This is a genomic window from Comamonas thiooxydans, assembly GCF_000964545.1.
Lineage (GTDB): Bacteria > Pseudomonadota > Gammaproteobacteria > Burkholderiales > Burkholderiaceae_C > Comamonas > Comamonas thiooxydans.
On sequence record NZ_BBVD01000010.1, the window covers coordinates 66645 to 89496 of the forward strand.

Below are 22852 nucleotides of genomic sequence, written 5' to 3' on the forward strand. Positions count from 1 at the left end.
GCTACTCCTGCTCTTCCGCCTCGCGGATCTCGTTGAGCGCCTGCAGGGCAGCGCGCTCCATTAGTTCGATGTCACTCATGACCGCGCGCCGAAGGCGGGGCCGCACGTGGATCTGCAACCAGGCCAGCACGCCGGCGTAGTTGAGGCCAACACGCACACCAGCCATGCCGGCAAACTGCCACTGGGTGCTGATGCCCAGCCAGGCGCGCACGCTGCGCAGGTTGTCGTGATGGACCTCAAAGGCTGCGGGCTCGGCGGGCTTGCCGCCGTCCTCGATCAGACGGGCCGCGCGCTCGATGTCCTCGGCGGGTGCGCCAAAGGCGCGCATAGCCTCCAGCACCGATTCATCCACCGCCCAGGGGTCAGGCTGGACCTGACGAAGCCCAGCCCACCAGCGCGCGGCCTCGATCAGTTTTTTTGCTTGGCACCGCTGTTGGCGCCCATGAAGGCCAGCACAGCTTCGCGGGCTGCACCTGGCAGAGACTTGAAGGCCGCCAAGTTTTCGGGAGTGAACTCGACCGGCTTGCGCTCCATGTCCTGCATTTCCCAGCCAATCAGGACTTCATCCACCACGTCCTTGAAGTTCATGCTGGCGAGTTCGCGCTGACGGTCATCGTCCACGCGCTTGAAGATGCCGATGAAGTGCTCTTCGCGCCAGCCGCTGTCGGTCTTGACTTGGACGGTGACTTTTTCCTTGAAGGTTTCCTTGCGGGCCAGTTCAAACATGGGGTATCTCCTGAAATCAAACGAGAAAAGAAAAAGGGCCGCAGCAGTTGCGGCCCTTGTGGGGTGATGAAAGGTGGAAGCGGTCAGCGAACGATGACCACCAGCTCGTCATTGCCCACCACTGGGTTGACGTCGAAAGGCAGGGTCATCATCACGTTGGATGCATCGTCCTGCAGCGTGAACGGGCCGGGCTGGATGAACGGCATCTGCAGCTCAACGATGTTGCCGGCGGTGGTGCCGTGCACGATGTTGAGCGGGCCTCCCACGCTGGTGCGCACAATCTCTGCCCAGTCCTTGGTCGTGACCTTGGGGAACTCCATGGTGATGGAGCCAGTGGGCTGACGGTCAGCGCTGGAGGTGCCCGCGCAGTTGATCAGCTCGCGCCAGGCCAGCTGGTTGGCCCAGTTGACGCTGAATGCGCTGGTGCAGGCTGCGTGCCCGTGGATCTCCAGCGTGGGCGTGTTCTTCTTGCCCACCGTGAACGGCTGCTTGAACTTGGTGTAGTCCACGCCCGTGGGCATCGCCACCTCGGAGGCCGGGGAATAAGTGCCCAGGAATTCAAACTTCATCACGGGGATGCCCTTGGCGTTCAGCTCAAAGGTGACAGTGCCCCGCGCGTCCTCCATCTTGAAGAGCGTGCCGTCCACGTAGCCATACATGGTCATGACGGGCTCGCCCTCGCTCACGGGCGAATAGCGCACGTCCGTGCCAGCCGTGATGGTCTGGGAGAAGCCGCAGGCCATGAGGATCGGTGCCCAGGCCGGCGCCGTGCCAGCGGTGCCGCTGCCGGCCAGCTCCACTTCAAAGCTGAATTTGCGGTGCTCGCCCACCGTGAGCTTGCCGCTGTTGCCCTTGTAGGGGCGGATCAGGTCGCGGGAGACTTGCTCTGCCGCAATGGGCTCCGGGGTGAAGCCACGCACCAGAACGGCATTGGCTGCAGCAGTGGGAACCACTGCCGTGCCGACCACCGTCTGCACGGCCGCCAGCAGCAGCATCTTTTTCATAGACTTTGCCATGGTGATCTAACCTTTCTTCAGTTGAATCATTCAGCCGAGGGCTCGGCGGCAGGCGCCTGCACTTCGGCCGCCGGATCGGGCTTGCGCTCGCCGGTAACTGGGTCACGCACAAAGCAACCGGCTTTGCCGTGGAACTCATCCACGGGAAGCGGTGCACTGGGTTTGTGCTCGGCGGGCTTCTCGGGCTTGGTTTGTGCAGACGTGTGCACACCCTGCGCAGCCTTGGGCGCAGTCTTTTCTTTAGTGCTCATGGTGATTTGAGAGAGTTTCAGTAGCGAGGTGTACGCAGCACCACCGTGACGTGGCGCCCATACTTCTTGGGGTCGGGCTCATAGACGGCATCGCCGCTAGAGTCCTCGTACTGGAAGCTGTCCAGGGCTTCCATGGCGGCTCGGATCGGGCCGGCAGCGGGCGAGGTCGGCATCAATGCATCCAGCTCCTCCAGCGTGTCGGCCAGGGCCACGATCTGGACCGTGTGCTGGTCGTAGCCACCGCCCATGCACCAGGAATCCTCCGGGATGGTCTCCACATTGAAGACCACCGCAGGGAACTGGGGCCGGGGCGGCAGCTCAATGGCCCAGCTGTTGGGCACATCCTGCAGGGCTGCAGTAATGGTTTCGTGAATGGTCGGCATCAACTGCCCCCCTTGAGCACTTCCTGCACCACCGCCTTGCCCATGGCGTCGATGGCTTGAGTGCGCTTGCGCTCCAGAGCAGGCCGAATGAAAGGCTTGGGCTCCACATGAGCAACTGCCTCCTTGCGCCGCTTGCGGATCGACCTACTGCCGCTGGCACTGCGCCGAGGAACGATCTTGTGACCCAGCTCCACAAAGCGCCAGTAGTAGGGATCGTTATCGCGGCGCGTGACGACTCGACCCTGGCCATTCACAGCCAGGGTTTTCTTGCCCTGGCTGCGCACCTTCTTGGTCTGCTCCCGGCCATGACGCACACCCAGGTGAATTTGCTCAGTGCCTTGTGGCGCCTTGGATTCACGCTTGATGGCGATGTTCTTGATCATGTCGCCGGAGACCTTGGAGCCGTTGGCCGTGGCAATCGCAATCGCCTCAGCCTTGAGCACACGCCCGCCTGCCACCACCACCTTGCGCGCAACACGCTTTTGCATGTCAGTGCGCACTCTCGTGAACTCGGCCCGCATCTCGCCAATGCCGAGGGTTTCGGTTTTAGCCATTGTTCAGACCGCTTTCACAAGTCAGGAGCAAAGCACGCCGACGATCCACAACTGGATTGACATGTTTGATGTTGAAGATCTGGCCATTCAGAACGACCCGCATCTCTGCGGTAATGCCAGGCCGCCAGTAGAGAAAGAACTCCTCTCGGGCGACAGCGACCTCACCACCAGCAGAAGTGCCCGCGCGCTCAAACCCGCTTTTGCTGGTGCGCGTGGCCCAGACCTGCGATGCGACTGACGCCCAGGCGGCCTTGACTCCGCCCGAGGTGCCTTTTGTGAACGTAGGCGCCTCAATGTCTATGCGACAGTTGAACTTTCCAGCTTTCAGCATAGGCACCTCAGAAGCGCGGCGGGACGGTGATGTCGGCCAGCATGCTGCCGATGAACTTCAGCGGCAACTCAGCCACGATGGTTCCTGTAATCAGGGACTCGCGCTGCTGAAACAATGTCCCGGCCTGGAGCAGCATCCAGGTCTTGACCGATGGGTAAGCGTCGAAGTCCACGCCAGCCTTGTATTTGATGCGTACAGGACCGCCACCACCAGCCAGGGTTAGATGGCTGACCCGCTGACCTACCTGCAGGCTGTACTGAGCCGGCGAAAGTACCTGGCCGCCTGAAGCAAGAGACTTCACCTCCAGCACTTCAACGGCCTGACCCACATCGAGCGCACGGCTCAGCAGGCCCGCAGGCCAGTCCTCCACATACTCAGCCTGGCGTATCGCAGCCCCCGTTTCGGTCTCACATTGAGTTGTGACCGTGGGAATGATCAGATCGCGGATCAGCGCCTCCTCGACGTTGGCCAGGTCATCACGGACCCAGGCCACCACATCCTGGACGGTCAGCACTGGATCGCCGCTGTATCGAATGCGGCGCGCCATGATCAGGGCCGGTCGTCGTCAGAGCCACCAGTGCCGGCGCCGCTGCCATCAGGGGACCTGTCGCCGCCATCGCCGGTGCCCTTGCCATCTGCGGTCTTAGTCGCGGGAGTCTTTTCGCCTCCGCCTTCTGCCGCATTCTGCTTTCCGCGCGCGGGCTTGGCTTGAGTCTGCGAATCGGCCAGGCCGGCATCGACCAGGGATGTAGCCGTTTCCTCATCGAAACCGGCCACCTCGCCCTTGTTGTAGCCACGCCAGGGCTTCTTGAACGTCACAGCGACTTTTTTATCTTTGCTCATGATGAATATTCCTTGAGGTTGAACCTCCGCCCAGTTGCTACCAGGCGGGAGAGGCGAAGATGCTTAGGCCAGCATCTCCTTGCCCCACTTCACGGCAGTGCCCACGGCGATGGATTCGACGTGACGGGGACCGAAGTCGTTGTGATTGATCACGCGCACCAAAGTCTGGTCACGTTGGAAGGCGCTGACGGTGTCACCGTTGGCGTCCTTGTAAGAGGCTTCGGTGCTATAGGCCAGAGCGAGCTGCCCGGTTTCACCGATGTAGCAATCGGAGTAGTCACCGAAGTAGATTTCGGATTCGTCACCACCCGCCCCCAGGTTGATCGGGATCTGCGTGGACAGCTTGTAGGGGTAGCCCTTGAAACGGCCTTCATTGATCTCGGGATAGGCCAGGTTGCCGTTTCCATCACGAACCGTCTGCAGGAAGCGGACGGTACGCGGATTCATCATCCAGCCACAGCTAGCCAGCTTGGCGTTCGCCAGCTCCACGCGAAGCATCAGGCTGCCGCAGAAGGCATCGATTTCCGCCATGGTTGCACCCGCCGGTGCGGCCACCACGTTGAAGGCCGGCGCCCAGTAGCGCAGACCTTTAGGGGTGAGCCCGCCGTTACCGTTGGAACGGATGAAGGTGATGTCTTCATACAAGCCAACGCTTGTAAAAAGATCATCCACAACAATCGCGTCCACTTGCGGATTGACGCCCTGGAACTTGAGCAGGTCATTGCTGATAGGCACCAGAGCCGCCAGCTTCTTGGCCTGGAGCTTCAGGTCCTCAAAGGTCATGCCAGTCACGGGAATGTCGGTATCCATGCCGATATAGCCCACCGAGGTGTTGCCCTTGACGCGAGGCAGTCCCATGTTGCCGTTGATCAACGGCAATGTCTTCACACCGAAGCTGCGCAGGATGGATACCGGGCGCAGCGATTCAATGACCTCGCGGGCCATGTTTTCAGGGATGAGCACCCCGCCAGCTCCGGGAGTGGTTGTGGACAGCGCCATGACCACGCCCTCGTCCAAACCGCCTTGGCGGGCCAGCTCGGCAGCCTGCATCTGGTTGCCTTGAGCCTGAGCGATCATGCGAGCCATCTGCGCGACACGAGTGCCGGCGGGCGCGTTGTCGTGGACCGTGATATGGGGTGCAGCAGCTGGAGGGGATGCAATGCCACGGCCAGATTCAGTGACCGGCACCGCCGCCGAGGCTGCCAGGCGCTCTGCCGATTCGGCACGGGTAATTTTTGCGGTCAGGTCAGCCATCTGGCTTTCCAGGGATGTGAACTGTTGCAGTTCTTCGGCCGAGAGGGTTGCGCCGTCGGCTTCCTTCTTGGCCAAGGCCTGCAGCTGGGTATTGAGCTGGGCGCGTTCGCTGCGGAGTTGAGTCACGAGAGACATGGTTTGCTTCCTTGAGGCAATAAAAAAGCCCGCACGGCGATTGCCTGCGGGCCGGGGGATCTGCCGCGAACGCGTCAGAGTTGAACTTGTGCTGCAGCAGCTGCAGCGCGTACAGAGAGCCGACTGCCGCTGGGGCGGTTGGCCCGTGTCACGGCGATAGCGCGGGTGATGTTGTCGAGAGCGTCGGTCGGCGCTTCCAGGCGGTCGGCCAGGCCCAGGCTGATTGCCGCTTGACCTCGATAGACCCCGGCCTCCGTGGCGCGCACGGCATCGGGGCTCAGCCCGCGATATTCCGCAATCGCATCGACGAACATTGCATAGCCTTCATTGACCAGTCCCTGCAAGTACTGCAGAGACTGCTCCGTGAGGGGTTCATGCGGCGAGAGGTCATTCTTGTGGGCACCAGCGTAGACCGTGGTCACTTTGACGCCGGCCCGCTCCTCCATCACAGAGCGGTCCATATGCTTGGCAATCACGCCGATGCTGCCCACGCCGCTGGTGCGGCTGACCACCAGCTCCGAACAAGCCGCCCCAATCAGGTAGCCACCGCTAAAGGCCTGGAAGTTGACGATGCCCGTGATGGGCTTTTGCCGACTCATGGCCCGCAGATCCGAGGCCAGCTCAAAAGCACCCGTGGCAGAACCGCCGGGGCTGTCGATGTCCAGGACGATGCGCTCCACCTTGGGATCAGCCACCGCACGGCGCAGTTCGCTGCGCAGCCCTTCATAGCTGGTCATGGTCTCGCAGACGTTCATGTGTGCGCCACGGCTGACCAGCAGGCCATGCACAGCGATCACTTCCACGCCCGTGGACTCAACGACCGCCCGGCGCTCGGCCTCCTGCCTGGCCAGCGCAGCTGAATAGTCGTCATCGTCGTGCCACATGCGCGGCTCGGTCGGGCCTGGCAGGTTGATGATGTTCAGGCCCATGGTCTGATTGGCCCAGCGCACGGCCATTTCGACCGTGTCGGGCGTGGCGAGAAGGGGCTGATTGAACAGCAGCCCGGCTGCACGGAGATAGCTCTTCATTGCGGTGCCAGTAGTTTTTCAATTTCACGCTGCTGGTTCACCAGCTGGGCGCGCACTTGAGGGTTGTTGAGATCCGGAGTGCCCTTGCTGGCATCCACCATGTTCAGCGGCTGCAGGTAGGTATCCCCTCCACCGATGGGCGGCATGTTTTCCAGGCGCCGAATGTCGTTGACCGACAGCCAGCCCCACTGCCGCCCGATGGCGTAGGCCTCGTAGCGGCTTTTTTGATCGCCCCGCATGAGGCCGGACAGGTTGAACTCGATGAAGTAGCGCCCCCGCTCCTTATCAAGCAGAAAGTCGCGCATCATTGCGCCCTCGTGCCGCTTGGCCCAAGGCAACAGCGCGAACACCACGAAATGGATCAGCAGCTGTTCAATGGTGTTGTAGTTGGCCTTCTCCAGGTCGTTGACCATGGGCAGCGGGATCTTGTAGATCCGAGCCACATCCACGCCCGATGTCTTGAGCATGGAGATCATCTCGGCATCGACGTTGGACAGTGAAACCGCCTTGAAGGTCATGCCCTCCTGCAGCAGCGCCACTTTCCGAGCATTGTCTGCACCGCTAAATTTGCTGCCCCACTGGTTGATGATCCCGTCGATGGTGGCCTGGTCAGTGATGGCCCTCATCTCCTTGGGCCGCTCAATGACGCCCGACAGACTGGCTCCGTTGGCAAAAGACTTTCCCGCAAATGTCCGTACTGTCTGCGCAAGGCCAATGGCATCGGCGTGCAGCTGAATGGGCGACAGCCCCAGATAGCCGTTATGGCTGTGCCAGCGAACGTGGTGCACCAGGCGCATGGGCAGCGGTGCACCGGCGCCGGCCACCTGGTAATAGGGCAGTAGATCCGGCCCCTTCAGCACTGTGACCTTGGATGAATCCAAAGGCCAAAGTGCCTTGACCTGGCCGTGATCGTCACGGTCGATGAAGGAATAACTGTTGCCGCGCAGACCTGCGGCCATCTGCGACAGTTCCACCCGTTCGTAGGGAGTCTGGAAGTCGTTGGGCTTGCTGCGCAGGACGTTGTAGAGCGGATGATCAGTGGCAGCGACCCGCCCCCCATCGTCGAGGCGCTCATACAGCTCAGCCGGGCAAGAGGCCAAGCTCTCAGCCAGCAGCGTGACGCAGTTCTGCAAGATGGGCAGGGCCAACGCAGATTCAGGCGTGACACGCACACCGGAGGCGCTCACCCCGACCGATCCCAGAAAGCCGTTCCAGAAACCGCCTTTGCTGTCGACCAAGTCGCCGGTGCCACCACCGCCAAGCAGCGAAGAGAAAAACATGGCGATCCTTTACTTTTGGGCATCGCCCTTGGCGATCAATGCGGCTGCGGCCTTATCCAGCAGCAGCGCATACAACAACAGACCGACCCCGGCCACGCACAGCGCCACCGGAATGCTCCACAGAGCCAGCCCACCAACCAGGAGGGCGAAGCCGAGCACTCCAAACACAAACGAGAGAATCCGCAGCTTCATATCCGCACTCCTGATTCGTAAATGGAAGGTCCGCCCAACTGGGAGCCCTTCCCGCTGATACCGCAAGCCATGACCGAGGCGACGATGCCGTCAATTCGGCCGATGGCCTTGGACTTGTCCACCTTTCGGTTGTTGGCCGGGTCATGAGTCACCACGGCATTTGCCGCATTCCAGGTCAGCACCGGATTGCCGTCATGCATCAGCCGTTCGATATCAGCGTCCTGCTCCGGGATCTGCTCCTCGCCCGACTCATCTGCGACAAGCTCTGGTGCACCCAGAAGACGGCGTTCAAACTCATCGACGGCAGGCCCCATGGACTGGTAGCCCTGGCCGAAGCCTTCCATGGCTGGCAGCGTGATGTTGTTGTCAGCCATGAGCTGCAGCAGGTCGGCAATGCGCCAACGGTCGTAGGCGATCTTTTCCACCCCGGCGAAGTATTCGCAGATGGCTTTCAAACGCCGCAGCACAAACAGCTTGCTGACTGCTCTGCCTGGCGTAGTCTCCAGCCAGCGCTTTTCGATCCACTCCCTATAGGGGACGCGATCCTTTTTCTCCCTGGCATCCAGGTCGTGATCCGGTATCCAGAAATAGGCCATCAGCCGCCAGCAGGGGTCTTCAATGGTCGGGAAGAACAGCAATACAAAGGCCGTCAGGTCGGTGGTGCTGGACAAGTCCAGGCCGCCCACTGCCCTACGATTCCTGAGTAGCTTCAGCGGAAACTTCTCTTCTGCTGCCGTCCATATCTCCCAGTCGATCCATGGCGACTCGGCCTGCGTCCACACGCAGAAGTTCAGGCGCAGCACCTTGGCCTGCAGCGACGGCATGCCCCTTGCGCTCTGCACCTGCGCCCGCAGGTAGGCATAGCCTGGAATGCCTTCGCGCTGACCTGGCAGGCGATATCGCAGCGACGGATTGACCTTGGGCCAGCAGCGCTCATCCTTGATCGGGTCGTCGCCCTTATCGAGCGAGCAGATGAAGCCGAAGAACCGATCATCCTGCGCCTTGCCCGTGCACACGTCTGCACCGTAGTCGTGATACCGACCGCAGGGCGTGTTCTTGTCGCTGCCGCTGTTGGTGATCATGATCACCATGGCCCGCCGGCGGCTCTTTGTGCCAGCAACCATCATGTCAATGACTGTCGCGGTCTTGTGCTCGTGCACCTCGTCAATCAGGCCTACATGAGGGCGAGGACCAGAGCTGCCCTCGTCTGCAGAGATGGTCTTGAAGAAACTGTTCGTGTTCGCGTAGAACAGGTTCCAGACCTTCTCATCCCGACCCGACTGCACCAGGCGAGAGGCAAGGTCGGGCGACTGGTTGACCATGGCCACCGCATCACGAAACAGGATCTGCGCCTGGTCTTTCTTCGTCGCTGCAGCGTAGATTTCCGCCCGCTGCTCAGAGTCAGCCGTCAGACCATACAGGCCGATGCCCGCCACCAACGGGCTTTTGCCCGAGCCTTTGCCCGTCTCGATGTAGACCACGCGGAAACGGCGCTGCCCGTCATCCATGAACCAGCCGTACAAGCTGCCTACGATGAAGGCCTGCCAGGGCGCCAGCAGGAAGGGCTTGCCTTCGTAGTCGCCGCCATTGAGTTTGAGGACATCCTCAAAGTAGCCGATGGCGCGGTCTGCTGCATCCTGGCTCCACACCAGGCCGCGCTTGTGACCGGACTTGAGGTCACTGAGATGGCGCTTGCATGCAGCGCGCACCAGTGGGCCTGCGATGATGCGCCCCTGCAGCACGCGGCGCGCGAATTTAAGGACGCGGCAATCAGCTGAAGTAGCGCTTAACGGCGTCCTTTTCGTCATTACCGAACAACTCCCCTTGCGGCAGCGGCGCAGATTTCATGTTTCGCCGGGCCAGGGGCGACATACCGAACAGCGCGCCGGCGGCGTTCGCGCGCTTTTCCGCGTCGTTTGCCAACTGGCGCCAGACGCTGATCTGCCTTGCGCCCGTGGCGTAGGTCTGCACATCGCCGCTTTCTGGATCTGCCAGGTTCTTCTTTGCGATCAATTCACGGAAGCGGCGCCAGTCGGCCACGGCCTCGCAGTAGGAGGCAAGGGCCATCATGTCCAGCTGATGCACCCAGCCCAGCGTGAGCAGATCGACCACCACGCGGCGCCACTCATCCTGTGCGGCCGGGCTGAGGAATTCCGGCATCGGCGGCTCGCTCGATGCGACCGTCTGGGCCTCCACTTCGCGGAGCAGGTCAGCCGCGTTTTTTTTGCTGGCATTTCCGCCTGCGAGGTGCAGAAAAGAGGGTTTGGCGCTGCGGCCAGAGTTTGCATTTCCAGCCATACAGGCCTCCTGACTTGATACCCCCCCTCCCCATATTTCCCGCATTTTGCGAACGGAGAGGGGCTGTCGGTCTCGAACCTTCAAAGGGTCGAATTTTTCACCCCCCCTCCCCCTCGGGTCGGCGTCGGTTCCATGGGTGAAACGGGTCTGAGGGGCGGCCCGAGGGGTCGCATCCAGGCACCCGACCGGACTTTTCGGCCCGCTGCTTCACCGAGTCATGGCAGTGCTTGCACAAGGGCTGCCAGTTGGACCGGCTCCAGAACAACTGCTGAGCTGCAGCCAGGCGGGCCGGATCTCCCGACTCCCTGGCCTCGCGCAGTCGCGGCGCTTCGATGTGGTCAACCACAGATGCTGGCTCCACTTCTCCCTGCTTCGCGTGCTCTGCACACAGCGGGTTGTCACGCAGGAACTGATCGCGGGCCTGTTGCCAGGCGTAGTTGTAGCCGCGCGAGTGCGAGCTGCCGCGCCGGTCGTCATGCGCCCGTTTGCTGGCGTTGCTCATAGTTGCTCCGAGGGGGAGGACAAAAGAAAACCCCGCACAGCGCAAACTGGCGGGGTTCCCGGCAAGGACTCAGCGGTTAGGGGCACCGAGCACTAGCTTGCCGCAAATGTACTGCAACTCTCTATGTTGTAAAACTCCCTTGGAGCTGCGCATGGGAGCGTCTGCGCTCTTTATCCTGAGCAAGTGCCACCAGCCAGGCATCAATGGCACGGTCTGCAGCATCCAGTTGCGCATGCACTGTTGACGGGGCGCGGCCAATCTGGCGGGCGGTGCCCGTCACGCCCAGGTCACGGACATAGATGCAGTGCAGCGTCTCATACAGGTGGGACTTGCCGCCCTTCAGCGACTCCACCGCCTTGTCCGTCTCCTCCGCCTCCAGGTGCAGCACCGGCATGACCGACTCGCGGTTCTTCTGCGGCTGCTCAACGCTGGCACCCCACACGGCCAGGATGTTCTGCGATGGGAAGCCGAGACCATTGTTGTCTCTCCGTGCCCGCCACAATGCCCAGTTGTCCAGGCGGCGCTTGATGTGCTCGATCCGCGCCATGGTCAGGAGCCCCCCAGATCACCGTGGCCGGCGATCATGCACACGTGTGCACAACCAAAGCGAGCCATCAGACGCGACACCTCAACCGCCCGAGCAAAGCGCGTGAAGGGCGCACCGACCACCTCGCCGCCCTCGCATGCCCAAAAGAAGTCGGGCCGCCCAGTCAGGCCCATACGCACGATGCCCCACACAGCCTTGTCCTTCTCGGCATAGCGCAGGATCGTCTTGTACACCTCGGGCATCTTGGCCTTGATTCGATGCTGCCCCTGTGTGATCAACCAACGCTCATGTTCTGACCACTGACTGCTCACTTTCTGATCTGTTGTCCCTTTGTCCATTCTGTCCACCCTTTATATATAGAGTTCAGAGAACCCGCCTGCAAGCCACGCGCACGCGCACCTGCACCCCTAACGCATCGGCCTGTGCCCGCCCGCAAGTCCAACTCCGCAGACACCAGGACACCACAACCATTCGGCAATGCAGCGGCCTCAACCCTGGAAACCAGGAGAAGGGGTATCTGGTGAGGTCCATGCAAAACGCATGGACATCGTGGACATGGACAGACATCAGCCGATAGGCACACCAAAGCAGGCCGTCCCCGCCACTGCACCGCAGGCCTGGCACACCATTGCCATAGCCACTACGTGGACGCGAATCACGCCTCCAGCCACGTAGGCAGTGCAGCGCGATTCAGGCGCTGCCCTCCATTGAAAAGATTGGTAATCAGAAGGGCGCATCGTCCCCGCCCCAAGGCACTGCGTGGTCAGGCGCAAACTCGGGCGGCAGAGGCGGCGCTACAAACGTCACGTCCTCCACAGCCTCGGCCACACCCGGAGCCACCGCTGGCGCCTGCTCATCCAAACCACCCACACGCGATTCCGGCGGCCAGTTCGCGGGCCGCACATAACCCCAAGGCCTCGGCGCCACGCTGCTACGCTTGCGCTCCCAGCCCTCATGCTTGAGCCAGCTGGTAATCTGCCCCTGCAGTCCAGGCGGCGCCTTGGCCGGGTCTGCACCCAATGCTTGCACCAACTGCGGTAGCGTCACAAAGTCGGCCAGGTGATTGACCACGCTCTGGATGCCGTTCTGCATCGGTGCCCGAGTCAGCACCTGCAGCAGCTCGCCATCGACGGCGGTTTCCACCAGGCGGCTCTCCTGCATCGGCTTGAACAGGCGTTCTTCCTGGTCGCCCGTGGGCGTGTAAGCCTCACCCTGCAGATAGCGGGCAAAAGCCTCGGCAAGCAGTTGCTCGCGGTACTTGGCCACGAACTCGGTATTGATCTGACGCTTGACCGGGATCGGCCAGAAGCGCCGGTTGCCCGTGCGGTCGCGCAGGTACGTGTCCTCATTGGTGGTGCCCACCAGCACGCACTGACGCGGGAACGACTCGACCGTCGTGCCATAGGCCACCCGGTAACGGTCCACCTTGGCCGAGATAAAGGCCTTGATCGCGCCCACCTCTGACTTGCTGAAATGGGTCAGCTCGGCAATCTCATACAGCCACAGGCCTTGCACCTGCTCCTGCGCTTCCTTGCCCTTGCCCACTTCAAACGGGGTATCGCTGAAGTATTCGCTGGTCGCCAGCGTCTCCACCAGGGTGGACTTGCGCAAGCCACCGCTGCCCTCAAGCACAGGGCAATAGTCAAACTTGCAGCCTGGCTCCATCACGCGGTAGACCATGCCCAGCAGCCAGAACCGGCCAACCAGGCCCAGGTACTCAAACAGCGCGGGCTTGATCGTGTCAGGCTTATCGCCCAGCACATGCACCAGCCAGTTATCCACGCGCGGCTTGCCATCCCACTTCAGGCCCGTCAGATAGTCCCTGATCGGGTGATAGCGGCGCGTGGCCGCGACCGTCAACATGCCCTCTTCCAGCGCGGCCTTGCTGATGCTCGGCAGCCCATAGGTATCGGTCAGCCACTTGCCCAGCAGCAGAGAGTCGGCATTGCGCACCTCGCCGGGCTTGGCATAAGGCCATGGCCAGGCCTTGCGGCACTGCACCGTATTGCGCAGCTCATCAAAGCCCAGCACATCCTTGATGTCCGGCAGGCGCTCCAGGCAGCGAATCACAAACTTGCGCGAGACATTCCAGCGCGACTTCTCGCTGTCGTAGTAGTACGACATCCAGCTCGGCACCAAATAGCCGCCGATCTTGACCATATCGTCGTCAAAATCGTCATCATCAGTGCCGCCCGTGCCAACGGGATCATTGTTTTTTGGCGGCTTGCCACCGCTGCCGCCCGCTGGTGCAGGAGCGTCAGCCTGAGCGGGCGCGTCTGCAGGCGCGTCCACAACCGGCAAAGGCTGCGCGCGGCCGAAGAAGGCCAGAACATCCTCGCCCGTCCAGCCTTCATCGGCGATGGCGTCCTTGCAGTCCCAGCCGCTGGGCTTCTCACCAGGGGCGGGAATGGGCAGCAGTTGCACCTTGCAGCCATGGTCAGCCAGCAGCGCACCGCCAATATCCAGCATCGCCTTCATGCCGGGCTGCTTCTCTGCAGGCAGCAATGGCTTGCTGGCTTCAAGTGCAGCCTTGGCTTCCTGGTCACCCTTTACCGTGGCCTGCTCGGCCTTGGTCAGCTTCTCTCGGTGGGCATCACAGTCAGGCCACAGCAGCACCGTGCAGCCAGCCAGCCATTCCCACATGGCCTTGGCCCAGGCCTTGCAGCCGCCCGGCCAGGACACCACGCAGTAGATGCCGGGGGCGCACGCATCCAGCAAGGCCTGCAGCACCTGGGCCTTGACCTCGCCCTCAACCAGGATGACCGTGCGCTCACCCGGGCGTGTGCCGCCAGGGAAATACAGCGGCCGGGGCTCGTCCCAGGTGCGCCACTTCCAGCCCATGCTGCCATCGCGGTCTGACTTTGCAAAGGTATAGGGCAGCGTATCTTTGCCGCCGTCGCTGGTGCCGAATCGCAGCACATAGCCCAGCAGCTCAGCGCCGTCGCGGTATTCGGCCGTGTTCTGCAGATCCTCCGGCTTGCGGTGGTAATGCGCAAATGTGGGCTTGGACGCGATGGAAGGCACAGGCCACACTGAAGTCCAGTTTTCTTTATCTTTCTGGGGCTTGGGTGCAGGCGCCGGGCGTGGCTTTGCTGGTGGTGCCACAGCAGCACCGCTGGCCGTCTTCACCACACCAGCCACATCCTCAAGGCCAAGATCGCGCGCAAGCTCCAACGTGGCCTGCACCATCGTCAAATCGTTGATTTCTGCGTACAGGCTCAGCAAATCCTTGCCGGATTCCTTCGAATTGAAGTCGGACCAATAGCCAGCCTTCTTCCCGGACAAGCACACACTGAAGCTGCGGCCGGCGCCGCCATTTCGGTCGGCGCACTTCCACTCGTGCCCCTCCCTCTTACCCCCAGACAACCATGCCCCGACCAGCGTATCGATCTGATCCAGCAATGCATCGGCCAGCGCCCGAAACTTGAGCGGCGGCAGTTCTTCGCGGTGCTCTTTCATGCGGCACCTCCAAGCATGAGAAAACAGAAGAACACGCCGGCGTCCCTAACACCGGCAGCGTGTGCCAAAACCATTCATTACCCCCAGAGTTGCAGAGCTTGCGAAAGCCCAAAAACCGCATCGTTCGCGGCGTCGTTTGAATCTGTTTGCGGGCGGCCGTATTCCGCTGCAGGGCGGTTGCGGCCAGGCACCTTGCGCTCGCGCACCTGCACTAGGCGGCCGTAGCGCTTCATGTTTCCGACCGTCTGACGAATCGCCTTGAAGGCCACGGGTGCCGAAGCCATCAAATGGGCGGCAATCTCTGCCAGGGTCGGGGCGCGCTCGGGCGTCCACAGCTGCTGCACGGTCTGCTCGATGGCAAGGCTGATTTCTCCTGCGGGCCTCATTGATCCACCTCCAGGCCGGCAGCGCGGCGCACATTGCGGTGCAAGCGCAGAAGCAGCTCAACCTCGCCCATGATCTGGGCGCACATCTGCTCGGCCTCAGCCGGCTCCACGCGCTTGTCCTCGGTGACGCGCATGCCCAGGGCGGTCAAAGACCCACCCTCAACGCCCAGCTGCAGCAACTTCTTCTGAATGGCTTCGGCCTCGCAGGGCCAGCCACCAGGAGGAGCCGGGGGCAAGGTCATAGCCACCATGCCGTATTGCTGGTTCAGCATGCTCAGCCACTTGAGGGCGCTGGGCTCGCGGCATTCCTGCATCCATTCCGTCAGCAGCTCCAGCATCTCCAGATTGATCCACTCGCCATCCACGCCACGCAGACGGGCGCGCAGGGTCTCGGTGTGAATGCTGCGACCACGGCGCACGGTCAGAAAGGTGGCAGCGGCTGATACGCCACCGGGGGTGTTGCGCACCGCGTTGTAGAGCACATCGCGCCATGCATTGGGAGACAGATAGCAGGTCATCGCCCACCCCCTTGAAACAGAAAAATTTCAGGCTTTCGGCCCGCGACCGCAGCAACGACACTGCGTCCATGAATAGAAAAGCCCACCGCCCGCAGCACAACAAGCCGCACACACCTTCCTGCGTGTGCAGCACCTTGATGGAGCGAGGAGACAAAACGCCCGGCAGCTGTGCAGCTCCGATCTGGGCGGTGGGTGAAGGTCAGGCAGTCAACCAAGGGCCGACTCCTGCGAAGGCTGAGCGCCGACATGGCTCATCGCAGCAACGTGCTTACGCCACAGCGCCGCTTGAACGCGGTCAACCTGATCCTTAGACAGCTCATCAGGCCATTGCGATACCGCAGACGGTGTAATCCGGCACTCGCGCGCGACTGACGCGGCTGTACCACCCAACAGTTCAAACGCATGAGACTTTTCCATGCCGCTGACTTTAGCACACTCAAGTCACAAACGAAAGCAGCCTAAAGTGTTTAGGTGGCTTAATTAATCCATGGCCCTTAAAGATCGCATCCAGGCACTCATAGACGCGGGGTTCACTCGCACAGAGATCGCTAAAGCCGCGAAAAAGTCCCAAAGCGCAGTGACGCAATGGCTCAGCGGCGATACCAAGGAGTTGAAGTCCGATTCAGCAGCCGGCATCCAAGCCGTTACCGGCTTCAGTGCCGTATGGCTTGCCACAGGCAATGGACCACGGCTCGCTGCAGAAGCTTCCAATGTGGCGCTAGGCCCCAACATGGGCGGCACCGTGCCCCTTCTTTCTAGCGTCCAAGCAGGCAACCCCAAAGAGTTAGTGAACAACTATTCCCCGATGGCAAGTGATGCAGAGCAGATCCCGACTGCCGTCCCAGTCAGGCAATACACATTCGCCCTGCGAGTTGAAGGCGACTCGATGGAGCCAGACTTCAAAGAAGGCATGGTCATCATCGTTGAGCCAGATCTAGAGCCTCTGCCCAACGATTTTGTGATCGCCAAGAACGGCAGTGAAGAATCCACATTCAAGCAACTTGTGAAGGACGGCGCGGATTGGTATCTCAAGCCTCTCAACGAACGTTATCCCATGAAGACCTTCACCTCGGACATGAAAATCGTTGGAGTAGTGAGAGCAGTTGAGCGTCGCTTTCGTTGAGCACACTTAAGAAATTAATTTAGCCAGCTTGCAAACTAAACTTTAGTGAGCTAAAGTCCACCCCGCAACTCGCGTGAGTTGTGGGCTCCACGGCATCGACCGGGCCAGCCCCGGTCGTTAAAAACCTGCTGAGCACATACGGCACCCTTTGGTGCCTTGCCCTGCCCCGTGCAGGGCAAACCTAAGCGCTTTGCCAACCCGGCCAAAGCGCTTAGGTTTGTGCCGCGCCCGTGGTTCTTCTCCTCCCTCCCTCTCTTACTTGCCACGGGCTATGCGGGCTTTTCTTCGGGCACAAAAAAAAACCGCCTCAAGGGCGGTTGGTGCATGTAGGCCAAGCTCACAGACTCGCTTGAACGCGTTTGGTCCAATCCGTACCGGACTGACCTGCGCAGCTGGTATTCCAGTCAACGGCCTTGCCTGCTGCGTTTGCTGCAACGCTCTCGGTCACCACTGCATTGAAGCTGTTGGTTGCCCGGAACACTAGGCATACGGTATCCGTCTTCTTGATATGAATGATGGAGACCAGCTCAAATGACTTTGGGTTCTTCGCTATCGCGCGCATGGCGTAGGCTGTGTTCAACATGCGAGAGAACATGGCTTTATCCACCGCCTCTGCGATGGCGCGATCCGCCAGACGCTTTGCGTCTTCGGCCTTTTGTTCAGGAGTCTTCTGCTCCTCTAGGCGCTGAATAGCCAACTGATTCAGACGCTCCTGCTCCTGCTTGCTGTCACCGCACGCAGCCAATGAGACAGCAACAGCCCCGGCCGCAAACCAAGCGGCGATTCGATTCCTCAACATCTTTTCCCCTCAAGACCTCTACTCGGCCTTGATCCTACCAGCCACCCCGAGTGGTGCCGCATGTGCTCAGCAGGACCAGCCCGCCCCGACCAGGCGGGCTTTTTCTTGCCCAAGGAGCAGAGGATGAGCACCACACAAGCCTGTGCACACGTGTGCACAGCAACCAATAGCCCAGTCGTATTGCCCGGACTGACCGGATTAACCGACTGCAGTCACAGCCCGTTCAGCGATGCACTCGTTCTGATTGCCGAGGGTGGCAAAGGCTCCCTTGTGGTTCGCCGACACCTGACCAATTGGGAGACGAAGTGGACGCCCGAGCGCGCAGGCGCATGGATCGGCATTGAGTACCGCTACGACGCGGCGGGCACCGAATTCAGGCGCGAAATCCGCCTGGTCGAAGACGATCACGGCGAACTGGTGGAAGTCTCCACATGCTGACCCGCTACATCGTCACCTGTGGCGGGAAACGCCGCACCACTCTTGCGACCGGCAGCTGCGACGCCATCGCTCGCGCTATGGCCCGCTTCGGCAACGCCCACCCCATCAGCGCACGGAGGGCTGCAGCATGAGCGCGCCCATCGTTCAACTGGACGGGGCTCCGACACCCCCCATGCGCAAACGTGTTCGGCGGGCATATATCCGTTGCGCCGCACTCTGTGCTGTGGCATTGGCCCTGGCTGCGCTGCGCGTGGCGATTGACGCTGGAGTGCTGTGATGCCCAACGCATTGACCGACACCCAGATCCAAATGAGCGGCGTGCTGCTGCAGGACGCCGAAGTCCGAACCCTCCCCATGGGCGACGACAACACCGCCATGCCCGTGCTCTGCCTGGTCATGGAAACAGACGGCAGCTGCACCGCCCCTGTGCGGGCCGAGCAGGTCTACCCCGCCGCAATGCGTGGCGATGCAGACCGCGCCGCCAAGAGCATGAAAAAAGGCATGCGCGTCACGGTCTGGGCACCCATCGCCCAGCTGCGCACCACGCTTGGCATGTCCAGCCGTATCCAAGTCCACGGCCGCGCCCCGCAGGCCAACGCAACCCCACCCAAGGAGGCAGCACATGCCCATGCTTGACCCCATCATCGTCGCCCTGACTGGCCCCGCCGGCGCGGGCAAGGACACTGTGGCCGACTACCTGGCTGAACATCACGGCTACACGAAGCTGGCCTTTGCCGATGCGCTGCGCGATGAAATCGGCCGTGCCTTTGACGTGTCGATCCAGCTGCTCATCCAGCGCGAGACCAAAGAGCACCCCATGTCAGCACTGGCCCTGCGCCGCTGCATGGACAACGAGTTTGTGAATCGGATCTGGGTCCACCTCGACAAACTGGACCTGAGCGCGCCCCGCAGCCCGCGCCAGATCATGCAATGGTGGGGCACCGAATACCGCCGCGCCAACAATCCGCATTACTGGCTCGATGCCTTCACGACGCGATTCGTCAGGGCGCACCGAGACGGCCAGAACCGCTTTGTGGTGACTGATGTACGCAATGCCAACGAGGCCGAACTCCTACGCGAACTGGGCGCCAGCCTGTGGCAGATCACCCGCCCCGGCTTTGCCCCCCAACCAGGCTCGCACAGCAGCGAAACCACCGGCGCCGAGTTTGCCCCCGACTACCAACTGGTCAACAGCCACAGCATCACCCACCTGCACAAGCAGGCCTATGCGTTGCTGGCCAAGCTTGGCAAAGCCCAGGAGGCTGCATGACACAAGGCCAGACCGTAACGCTGCATCTGCGCACTAGCGAGGGCAAGCCGTACACCCACAAGTCCCGCAAATGCACGCATTGCGGCTTAGGGCTTGCATATCGCGGCCAAGAATTCCGCAAACAACATGCCTGGACAGCAGACCCCGCTGTCTATGCAAACCCTCCCGGCCTTTACGTGGCATGCAAAGGACAAGCAGCATGACCGACACTCAGGACACAGTCACCTTGGCCATGCCCACACCCGGCGGCGGCGAGGCCATGCAGCACCTGCGGGTGCTGAGCATCATCACCAGCAAGACCAACCCCCGCAAGTTCTTCTGCCCCTTCAAACTCACCGAACTGGCCGAGAGCATCAAGGCAACCGGGGTGCACCAGCCCATTCTTGTGCGCCCCTTGCCTGAATCACGCATTCAAGAAGAGATTGCCCAGGCCAAGCTGGAGGGGCGTGAGCCCGCCCAGTATGAGCTGGTGTGCGGCGAGCGACGCTGGCGCGGAACACAGATGGCCGGCCTGGAGTACATCCCGGCGATGATCCGCGAAATGACGGACGCCCAGGCCCTGGAAGCGCAAATCATCGAGAACCTGCAGCGCGAGGATGTGACAGCGCTTGAGGAGGCCGAGGGCTACCAGGCTCTGATGAAAGAAAGCGGCATGAATGCCGATGAGGTCGCAGAAAAGATCAAGAAGAGCCGCGGCTATATCTATGCCCGCCTGAAGATCCTTGACCTATGCCCCGAGGGCCGCGAGGCCATGCGCCAGGGGGAGTTGGACTACAGCTGCGCCCTCCCCATTGCCCGCATCGCCACCTTCGACCTGCAGCGCGAGGCACTGAAGTGGTCCCTGGAGACTGACTACCGCAATGAAAAGCGCAGTGCACGTGACGTGCAGACCCACGTCAAGAGCAACTACATGCTGGACTTGCACAAGGCCCCATTCAGCCGCAAGGACGCAGACCTTTGCCCTTCTGCCGGCGCATGCACCACTTGCCCGCACCGCACTGGCGCCGACCAGGACGAAGACAGCAAGAGTGCAGACGTGTGCACAAACCCACCTTGCTACCGCAACAAGGAGCAGGCCCACGCCGAGCAACTGCGCAAGCAGGCCCAGGAGCGAGGCTGTGAAGTGCTGGGCGAGAGGGAAGCCAAGCAGCTGATCGGCAACTACTACAGCGACTTCACCGGGGTGCCTGGCTACAAGCGCCTGGATAGCCGGCACGACTGCCCCATCGAGGGCAAGACGCTGCGCAAGGCCATCGGCGCCAAGGTCATGGAGCAGTCGGGCATCAAGCCCACCATGATCACCAACCCCAACAACCCCAAGGAACTCATACCTTGCGTGACCCCCGAGCAGGCCCAGCAGCTGCTGCAGATGGCCGGCCACGCCGAGGCCGAGGAGAAGCTGGCCACAGAAGCGCTGCAGCGCGCCGAGCGTGAGGAAAAGGAAGCCAAGACCCAGGCCAAAAACGACTACGAGCGCGCCTGGCGCATGGACGTGCTGCAGGCAGTCATCAAGCGACTGCAGCAAGAAGAGCAGACGGTCGAGCGCTACGCCTCGCCCATGGTCAAGGCCGGCAATCGCTTGGCAGCCCAGCGCCTGGCAGGCCAGCTCAACGGCGACGATTCCAAGCTGCTGTGCAAGCTCTTGGATCTGGGCAAGGTCGTGCCAAAGGAAGCGATCAAGCAAGCCGCCAACGACTGGACAAGCCCCGAGCTGCTGACGGGCTGCATCATCGCCCTGCACGACCGTGGCTACTGGGACCGCTACGACTGGGAATCGAATAGCCACAAGCCCCACACCAACCCCGAGCTATTGGCTATGGCCGAGGCCTGCGGCGTGGACGTAGAGGCTGCAAAAGCCAAGGCCAAAGCGAACATGCGCGCGGCCGAAGCCGCCCGAAAGGCCGCTGTCCCCCCTCAAACTGCCGCCCCGAAGACCGATCTACCCCAACACCCCGCTGCGCGCGCTGGCGGTGATGGCGGGCAAGGCAAGGCCCAAAAAGGCAAGAAGCCCGCTGCGCAGGCCAGCGAAAAGCCGAAAACCAGCGCTGCGCATGCGTCTGCCCAGATTGCTGAGGCGTTGCAGGAGTTGGAAGGATCAGGCGCGGCCGCAGCCGCGCAGGGCAACGATGGGGCGCCTGTGGCTGTCGCCCAGGCACCCATATCAGGCGCTAAAGCGCAAGGCGACAAAGCAGCCCCTGTAGCCGCCAAAGCGGCTCATGGTCTGCCGCCCGCCTCCGAGATCGAGGACGACTTTCCCTACCCGGACGATGACGCCCAGCAGCCTGCTGTTGCGCAGGCTGCGGCCGCTGAAGATGGCCAAGGCAATGCAGGCGCGAAGACAGGGGCTGCAGCGAAGCAATGGACGGCCGAGGAGCTGGTGGCCGAGCGCGTGCAGATCCGGGAGAACGCTACCGGCAAGCAGCAAAAGCCCTGGATTGGCTACGAGGGCACGGTCGTGGCCCAGATTGGCCCCGAGTCCGTAGACGTCTCCATCGTGCGCGCCCCGCGCTGCAAGCCCATTCGCGTGGCTTTCCATATCTCAGAAGTTGAGGTGATCCAATGAACAAAGCCACCCGCCCCATGTTGGAAATCCCGGTGTCTGCCGCCAAGGACATCGCCGATCGCTATGGCTACGACCAAGTGGTCATCATCGCGCGCCGTGTCGGCGACGAGCCCGAGCCACGCGGCGAGCACGTCACCACCTATGGCCGCGACAAGGCGCACTGCGGCGTGGCTGCACGCGTCGGCAATTTCATCAAGCACAAGATCATGGGTTGGCCGGAGTATGAACCTGCACCCCAGGCGCAGGCAGAAGCGCGGGAAGCTGTGACTCAAGCAGTCCGTGACTACTACTTTGCCCTGGACACCCGCCAGCACGGTGGAGCTGCAGCAAGTAAGGCACTTGATGCGATTCAGAAAGCTCTCGGCGTCAACTGGGTTCAAGGTGCCGAAGCATCGGCCCGCGCCTCTATGGCGACATCAAAGGGGGAATGATGGCACGGCGACGCTTCCACACACCGCAGCCCAAGCGCGGCAGAAACCCGCTGATGGTCTTCAACCAGCACAACAGCAAGCTCACGCCTGCCGAGGTCGCCGAGACCATGGGCTCACTGCGCACAGCCTTTGCGCACATGCGTGAAGGCGTGGCCACGCACAACGAATACGTGGTTCTACATTCCAATATGCTGATTGCACAAGAGATTGAGCAGATGGGCGTCGTGCGCGGCCTGCAGGAGCACATCACGGCCGCACTGCAGGCCTGCGCCTCCTACCAGGAGCGCAGCGGCTATGCCGAGAACTGGGCGCCCAGCGATATGCACTTCCACGAGCTGGATGCACTGGGCGCGATGCTGGATCTGCACGAGTACCAGCTGCAGCAGCTCACCGCACGCGAAGTGCACCTGGCTGCACAGCGCCTGGTGGCCCGCACCAAGTCCGCCGGCGGCGATGTCTACCAGGCCGACAACAACATGGCCACCCTGACAACATACAAACAAGAACAAAGAAAGCGAGCCTGAT

The 22852-nt window shown here is 61.7% G+C and carries 29 protein-coding genes; 7 read left to right on the forward strand and 22 right to left on the reverse strand.

Features of this window, described 5'->3' with window-relative positions; translation table 11 throughout:
- Window position 1 precedes the first annotated feature (1 nt).
- The 21 genes from Cth01_RS16930 to Cth01_RS17030 all read right to left on the reverse strand — a co-directional run bounded on the left by Cth01_RS16930 (window position 2) and on the right by Cth01_RS17030 (window position 15703).
- Entirely contained in the window at window positions 2–340 is a 339-nt protein-coding gene (locus Cth01_RS16930; protein WP_139032085.1) for a DUF1799 domain-containing protein, read from the reverse strand.
- Window positions 341–408: 68 nt separating this feature from the next.
- Window positions 409–726, reverse strand: coding sequence for a hypothetical protein (locus Cth01_RS16935; protein WP_045839866.1), 318 nt, complete (start codon window positions 724–726; stop codon window positions 409–411).
- A gap of 83 nt (window positions 727–809) precedes the next feature.
- Window positions 810–1730, reverse strand: coding sequence for a phage tail tube protein (locus Cth01_RS16940; protein ID WP_052703376.1), 921 nt, complete (start codon window positions 1728–1730; stop codon window positions 810–812).
- Between the two features lie 38 nt (window positions 1731–1768).
- Window positions 1769–1993, reverse strand: a complete 225-nt coding sequence (locus Cth01_RS16945) for a hypothetical protein (protein WP_045839868.1) — start codon at window positions 1991–1993, stop codon at window positions 1769–1771.
- Window positions 1994–2010: 17 nt separating this feature from the next.
- Window positions 2011–2376, reverse strand: coding sequence for a hypothetical protein (locus tag Cth01_RS16950; protein WP_045839869.1), 366 nt, complete (start codon window positions 2374–2376; stop codon window positions 2011–2013).
- The gene (locus Cth01_RS16955) at window positions 2376–2930 is read right to left on the reverse strand and encodes an HK97-gp10 family putative phage morphogenesis protein (RefSeq protein ID WP_045839870.1); all 555 of its coding nucleotides are present in this window, start codon (window positions 2928–2930) and stop codon (window positions 2376–2378) included. Before Cth01_RS16955 ends, Cth01_RS16950 begins: the two co-directional genes overlap by 1 nt.
- A complete protein-coding gene (locus Cth01_RS16960; RefSeq protein ID WP_045839871.1) occupies window positions 2923–3261 on the reverse strand; it encodes a head-tail adaptor protein in 339 nt (112 codons plus the stop codon). Before Cth01_RS16960 ends, Cth01_RS16955 begins: the two co-directional genes overlap by 8 nt.
- Window positions 3262–3268: 7 nt before the next feature.
- Window positions 3269–3808: a hypothetical protein gene (locus Cth01_RS16965; RefSeq protein ID WP_045839872.1), complete on the reverse strand. Its 540-nt coding sequence runs from the start codon at window positions 3806–3808 to the stop codon at window positions 3269–3271.
- A 2-nt stretch (window positions 3809–3810) separates the two neighbouring features.
- Window positions 3811–4104, reverse strand: coding sequence for a hypothetical protein (locus Cth01_RS16970; RefSeq protein ID WP_045839873.1), 294 nt, complete (start codon window positions 4102–4104; stop codon window positions 3811–3813).
- Between the two features lie 63 nt (window positions 4105–4167).
- Window positions 4168–5493 (reverse strand): phage major capsid protein, encoded by a 1326-nt coding sequence (locus Cth01_RS16975; protein ID WP_045839874.1) that lies wholly within the window; start codon window positions 5491–5493, stop codon window positions 4168–4170.
- 74 nt (window positions 5494–5567) lie between these two features.
- Window positions 5568–6521, reverse strand: coding sequence for a S49 family peptidase (locus Cth01_RS16980; RefSeq protein ID WP_045839875.1), 954 nt, complete (start codon window positions 6519–6521; stop codon window positions 5568–5570).
- Entirely contained in the window at window positions 6518–7801 is a 1284-nt protein-coding gene (locus Cth01_RS16985; RefSeq protein WP_045839876.1) for a phage portal protein, read from the reverse strand. The genes Cth01_RS16980 and Cth01_RS16985 overlap by 4 nt, the downstream gene beginning before the upstream one ends.
- Before the next feature lie 9 nt (window positions 7802–7810).
- Window positions 7811–7993 (reverse strand): hypothetical protein, encoded by a 183-nt coding sequence (locus Cth01_RS16990; RefSeq protein WP_045839877.1) that lies wholly within the window; start codon window positions 7991–7993, stop codon window positions 7811–7813.
- A complete protein-coding gene (locus tag Cth01_RS16995) occupies window positions 7990–9702 on the reverse strand; it encodes a terminase large subunit (RefSeq protein ID WP_233425215.1) in 1713 nt (570 codons plus the stop codon). The genes Cth01_RS16990 and Cth01_RS16995 overlap by 4 nt, the downstream gene beginning before the upstream one ends.
- Window positions 9703–9763: 61 nt before the next feature.
- Window positions 9764–10291: a P27 family phage terminase small subunit gene (locus tag Cth01_RS17000; RefSeq protein ID WP_045839879.1), complete on the reverse strand. Its 528-nt coding sequence runs from the start codon at window positions 10289–10291 to the stop codon at window positions 9764–9766.
- A gap of 97 nt (window positions 10292–10388) precedes the next feature.
- A complete protein-coding gene (locus tag Cth01_RS17005) occupies window positions 10389–10793 on the reverse strand; it encodes an HNH endonuclease (RefSeq protein ID WP_082085682.1) in 405 nt (134 codons plus the stop codon).
- A 121-nt stretch (window positions 10794–10914) separates the two neighbouring features.
- Complete coding sequence (locus Cth01_RS17010) at window positions 10915–11340, reverse strand: hypothetical protein (protein ID WP_045839880.1); 426 nt, start codon at window positions 11338–11340, stop codon at window positions 10915–10917.
- Window positions 11341–11342: 2 nt separating this feature from the next.
- Entirely contained in the window at window positions 11343–11678 is a 336-nt protein-coding gene (locus Cth01_RS17015) for a hypothetical protein (protein WP_045839975.1), read from the reverse strand.
- A gap of 385 nt (window positions 11679–12063) precedes the next feature.
- Window positions 12064–14799 carry a VapE domain-containing protein gene (locus Cth01_RS17020; RefSeq protein WP_045839881.1) on the reverse strand — a complete coding sequence of 912 codons (2736 nt, stop codon included), beginning with the start codon at window positions 14797–14799 and terminating at the stop codon, window positions 12064–12066.
- Window positions 14800–14876: 77 nt separating this feature from the next.
- Window positions 14877–15185: a Tim44 domain-containing protein gene (locus Cth01_RS17025; RefSeq protein ID WP_045839882.1), complete on the reverse strand. Its 309-nt coding sequence runs from the start codon at window positions 15183–15185 to the stop codon at window positions 14877–14879.
- Window positions 15182–15703: a hypothetical protein gene (locus tag Cth01_RS17030; protein WP_045839883.1), complete on the reverse strand. Its 522-nt coding sequence runs from the start codon at window positions 15701–15703 to the stop codon at window positions 15182–15184. The genes Cth01_RS17025 and Cth01_RS17030 overlap by 4 nt, the downstream gene beginning before the upstream one ends.
- A gap of 487 nt (window positions 15704–16190) precedes the next feature.
- On the opposite strand from Cth01_RS17030, the gene Cth01_RS24355 reads away from it, so the two are divergent.
- Window positions 16191–16826 carry a LexA family protein gene (locus Cth01_RS24355; RefSeq protein WP_045839884.1) on the forward strand — a complete coding sequence of 212 codons (636 nt, stop codon included), beginning with the start codon at window positions 16191–16193 and terminating at the stop codon, window positions 16824–16826.
- 337 nt (window positions 16827–17163) lie between these two features.
- Here the strand turns inward: Cth01_RS24355 and Cth01_RS17040 are convergent, their stop codons facing one another.
- Window positions 17164–17625 (reverse strand): hypothetical protein, encoded by a 462-nt coding sequence (locus Cth01_RS17040; protein ID WP_045839885.1) that lies wholly within the window; start codon window positions 17623–17625, stop codon window positions 17164–17166.
- Between the two features lie 123 nt (window positions 17626–17748).
- Here Cth01_RS17040 and Cth01_RS17045 point away from each other — a divergent pair, with 123 nt between their 5' ends.
- From Cth01_RS17045 to Cth01_RS17070, 6 genes are all read left to right on the forward strand, one after another.
- Window positions 17749–18063, forward strand: coding sequence for a hypothetical protein (locus Cth01_RS17045; protein WP_139032084.1), 315 nt, complete (start codon window positions 17749–17751; stop codon window positions 18061–18063).
- A gap of 276 nt (window positions 18064–18339) precedes the next feature.
- Window positions 18340–18699, forward strand: a complete 360-nt coding sequence (locus tag Cth01_RS17050; protein ID WP_045839887.1) for a hypothetical protein — start codon at window positions 18340–18342, stop codon at window positions 18697–18699.
- On the forward strand, window positions 18686–19333 hold the full coding sequence (locus Cth01_RS17055) for a deoxynucleotide monophosphate kinase family protein (protein ID WP_045839888.1): 648 nt from the start codon (window positions 18686–18688) through the stop codon (window positions 19331–19333). The genes Cth01_RS17050 and Cth01_RS17055 overlap by 14 nt, the downstream gene beginning before the upstream one ends.
- 199 nt (window positions 19334–19532) lie before the next feature.
- A complete protein-coding gene (locus Cth01_RS17060; RefSeq protein WP_045839889.1) occupies window positions 19533–21896 on the forward strand; it encodes a ParB/RepB/Spo0J family partition protein in 2364 nt (787 codons plus the stop codon).
- Window positions 21893–22327 (forward strand): hypothetical protein, encoded by a 435-nt coding sequence (locus tag Cth01_RS24140; RefSeq protein ID WP_072248260.1) that lies wholly within the window; start codon window positions 21893–21895, stop codon window positions 22325–22327. The genes Cth01_RS17060 and Cth01_RS24140 overlap by 4 nt, the downstream gene beginning before the upstream one ends.
- Window positions 22327–22851, forward strand: a complete 525-nt coding sequence (locus Cth01_RS17070) for a hypothetical protein (protein ID WP_045839977.1) — start codon at window positions 22327–22329, stop codon at window positions 22849–22851. Before Cth01_RS24140 ends, Cth01_RS17070 begins: the two co-directional genes overlap by 1 nt.
- Window position 22852 lies beyond the last annotated feature (1 nt).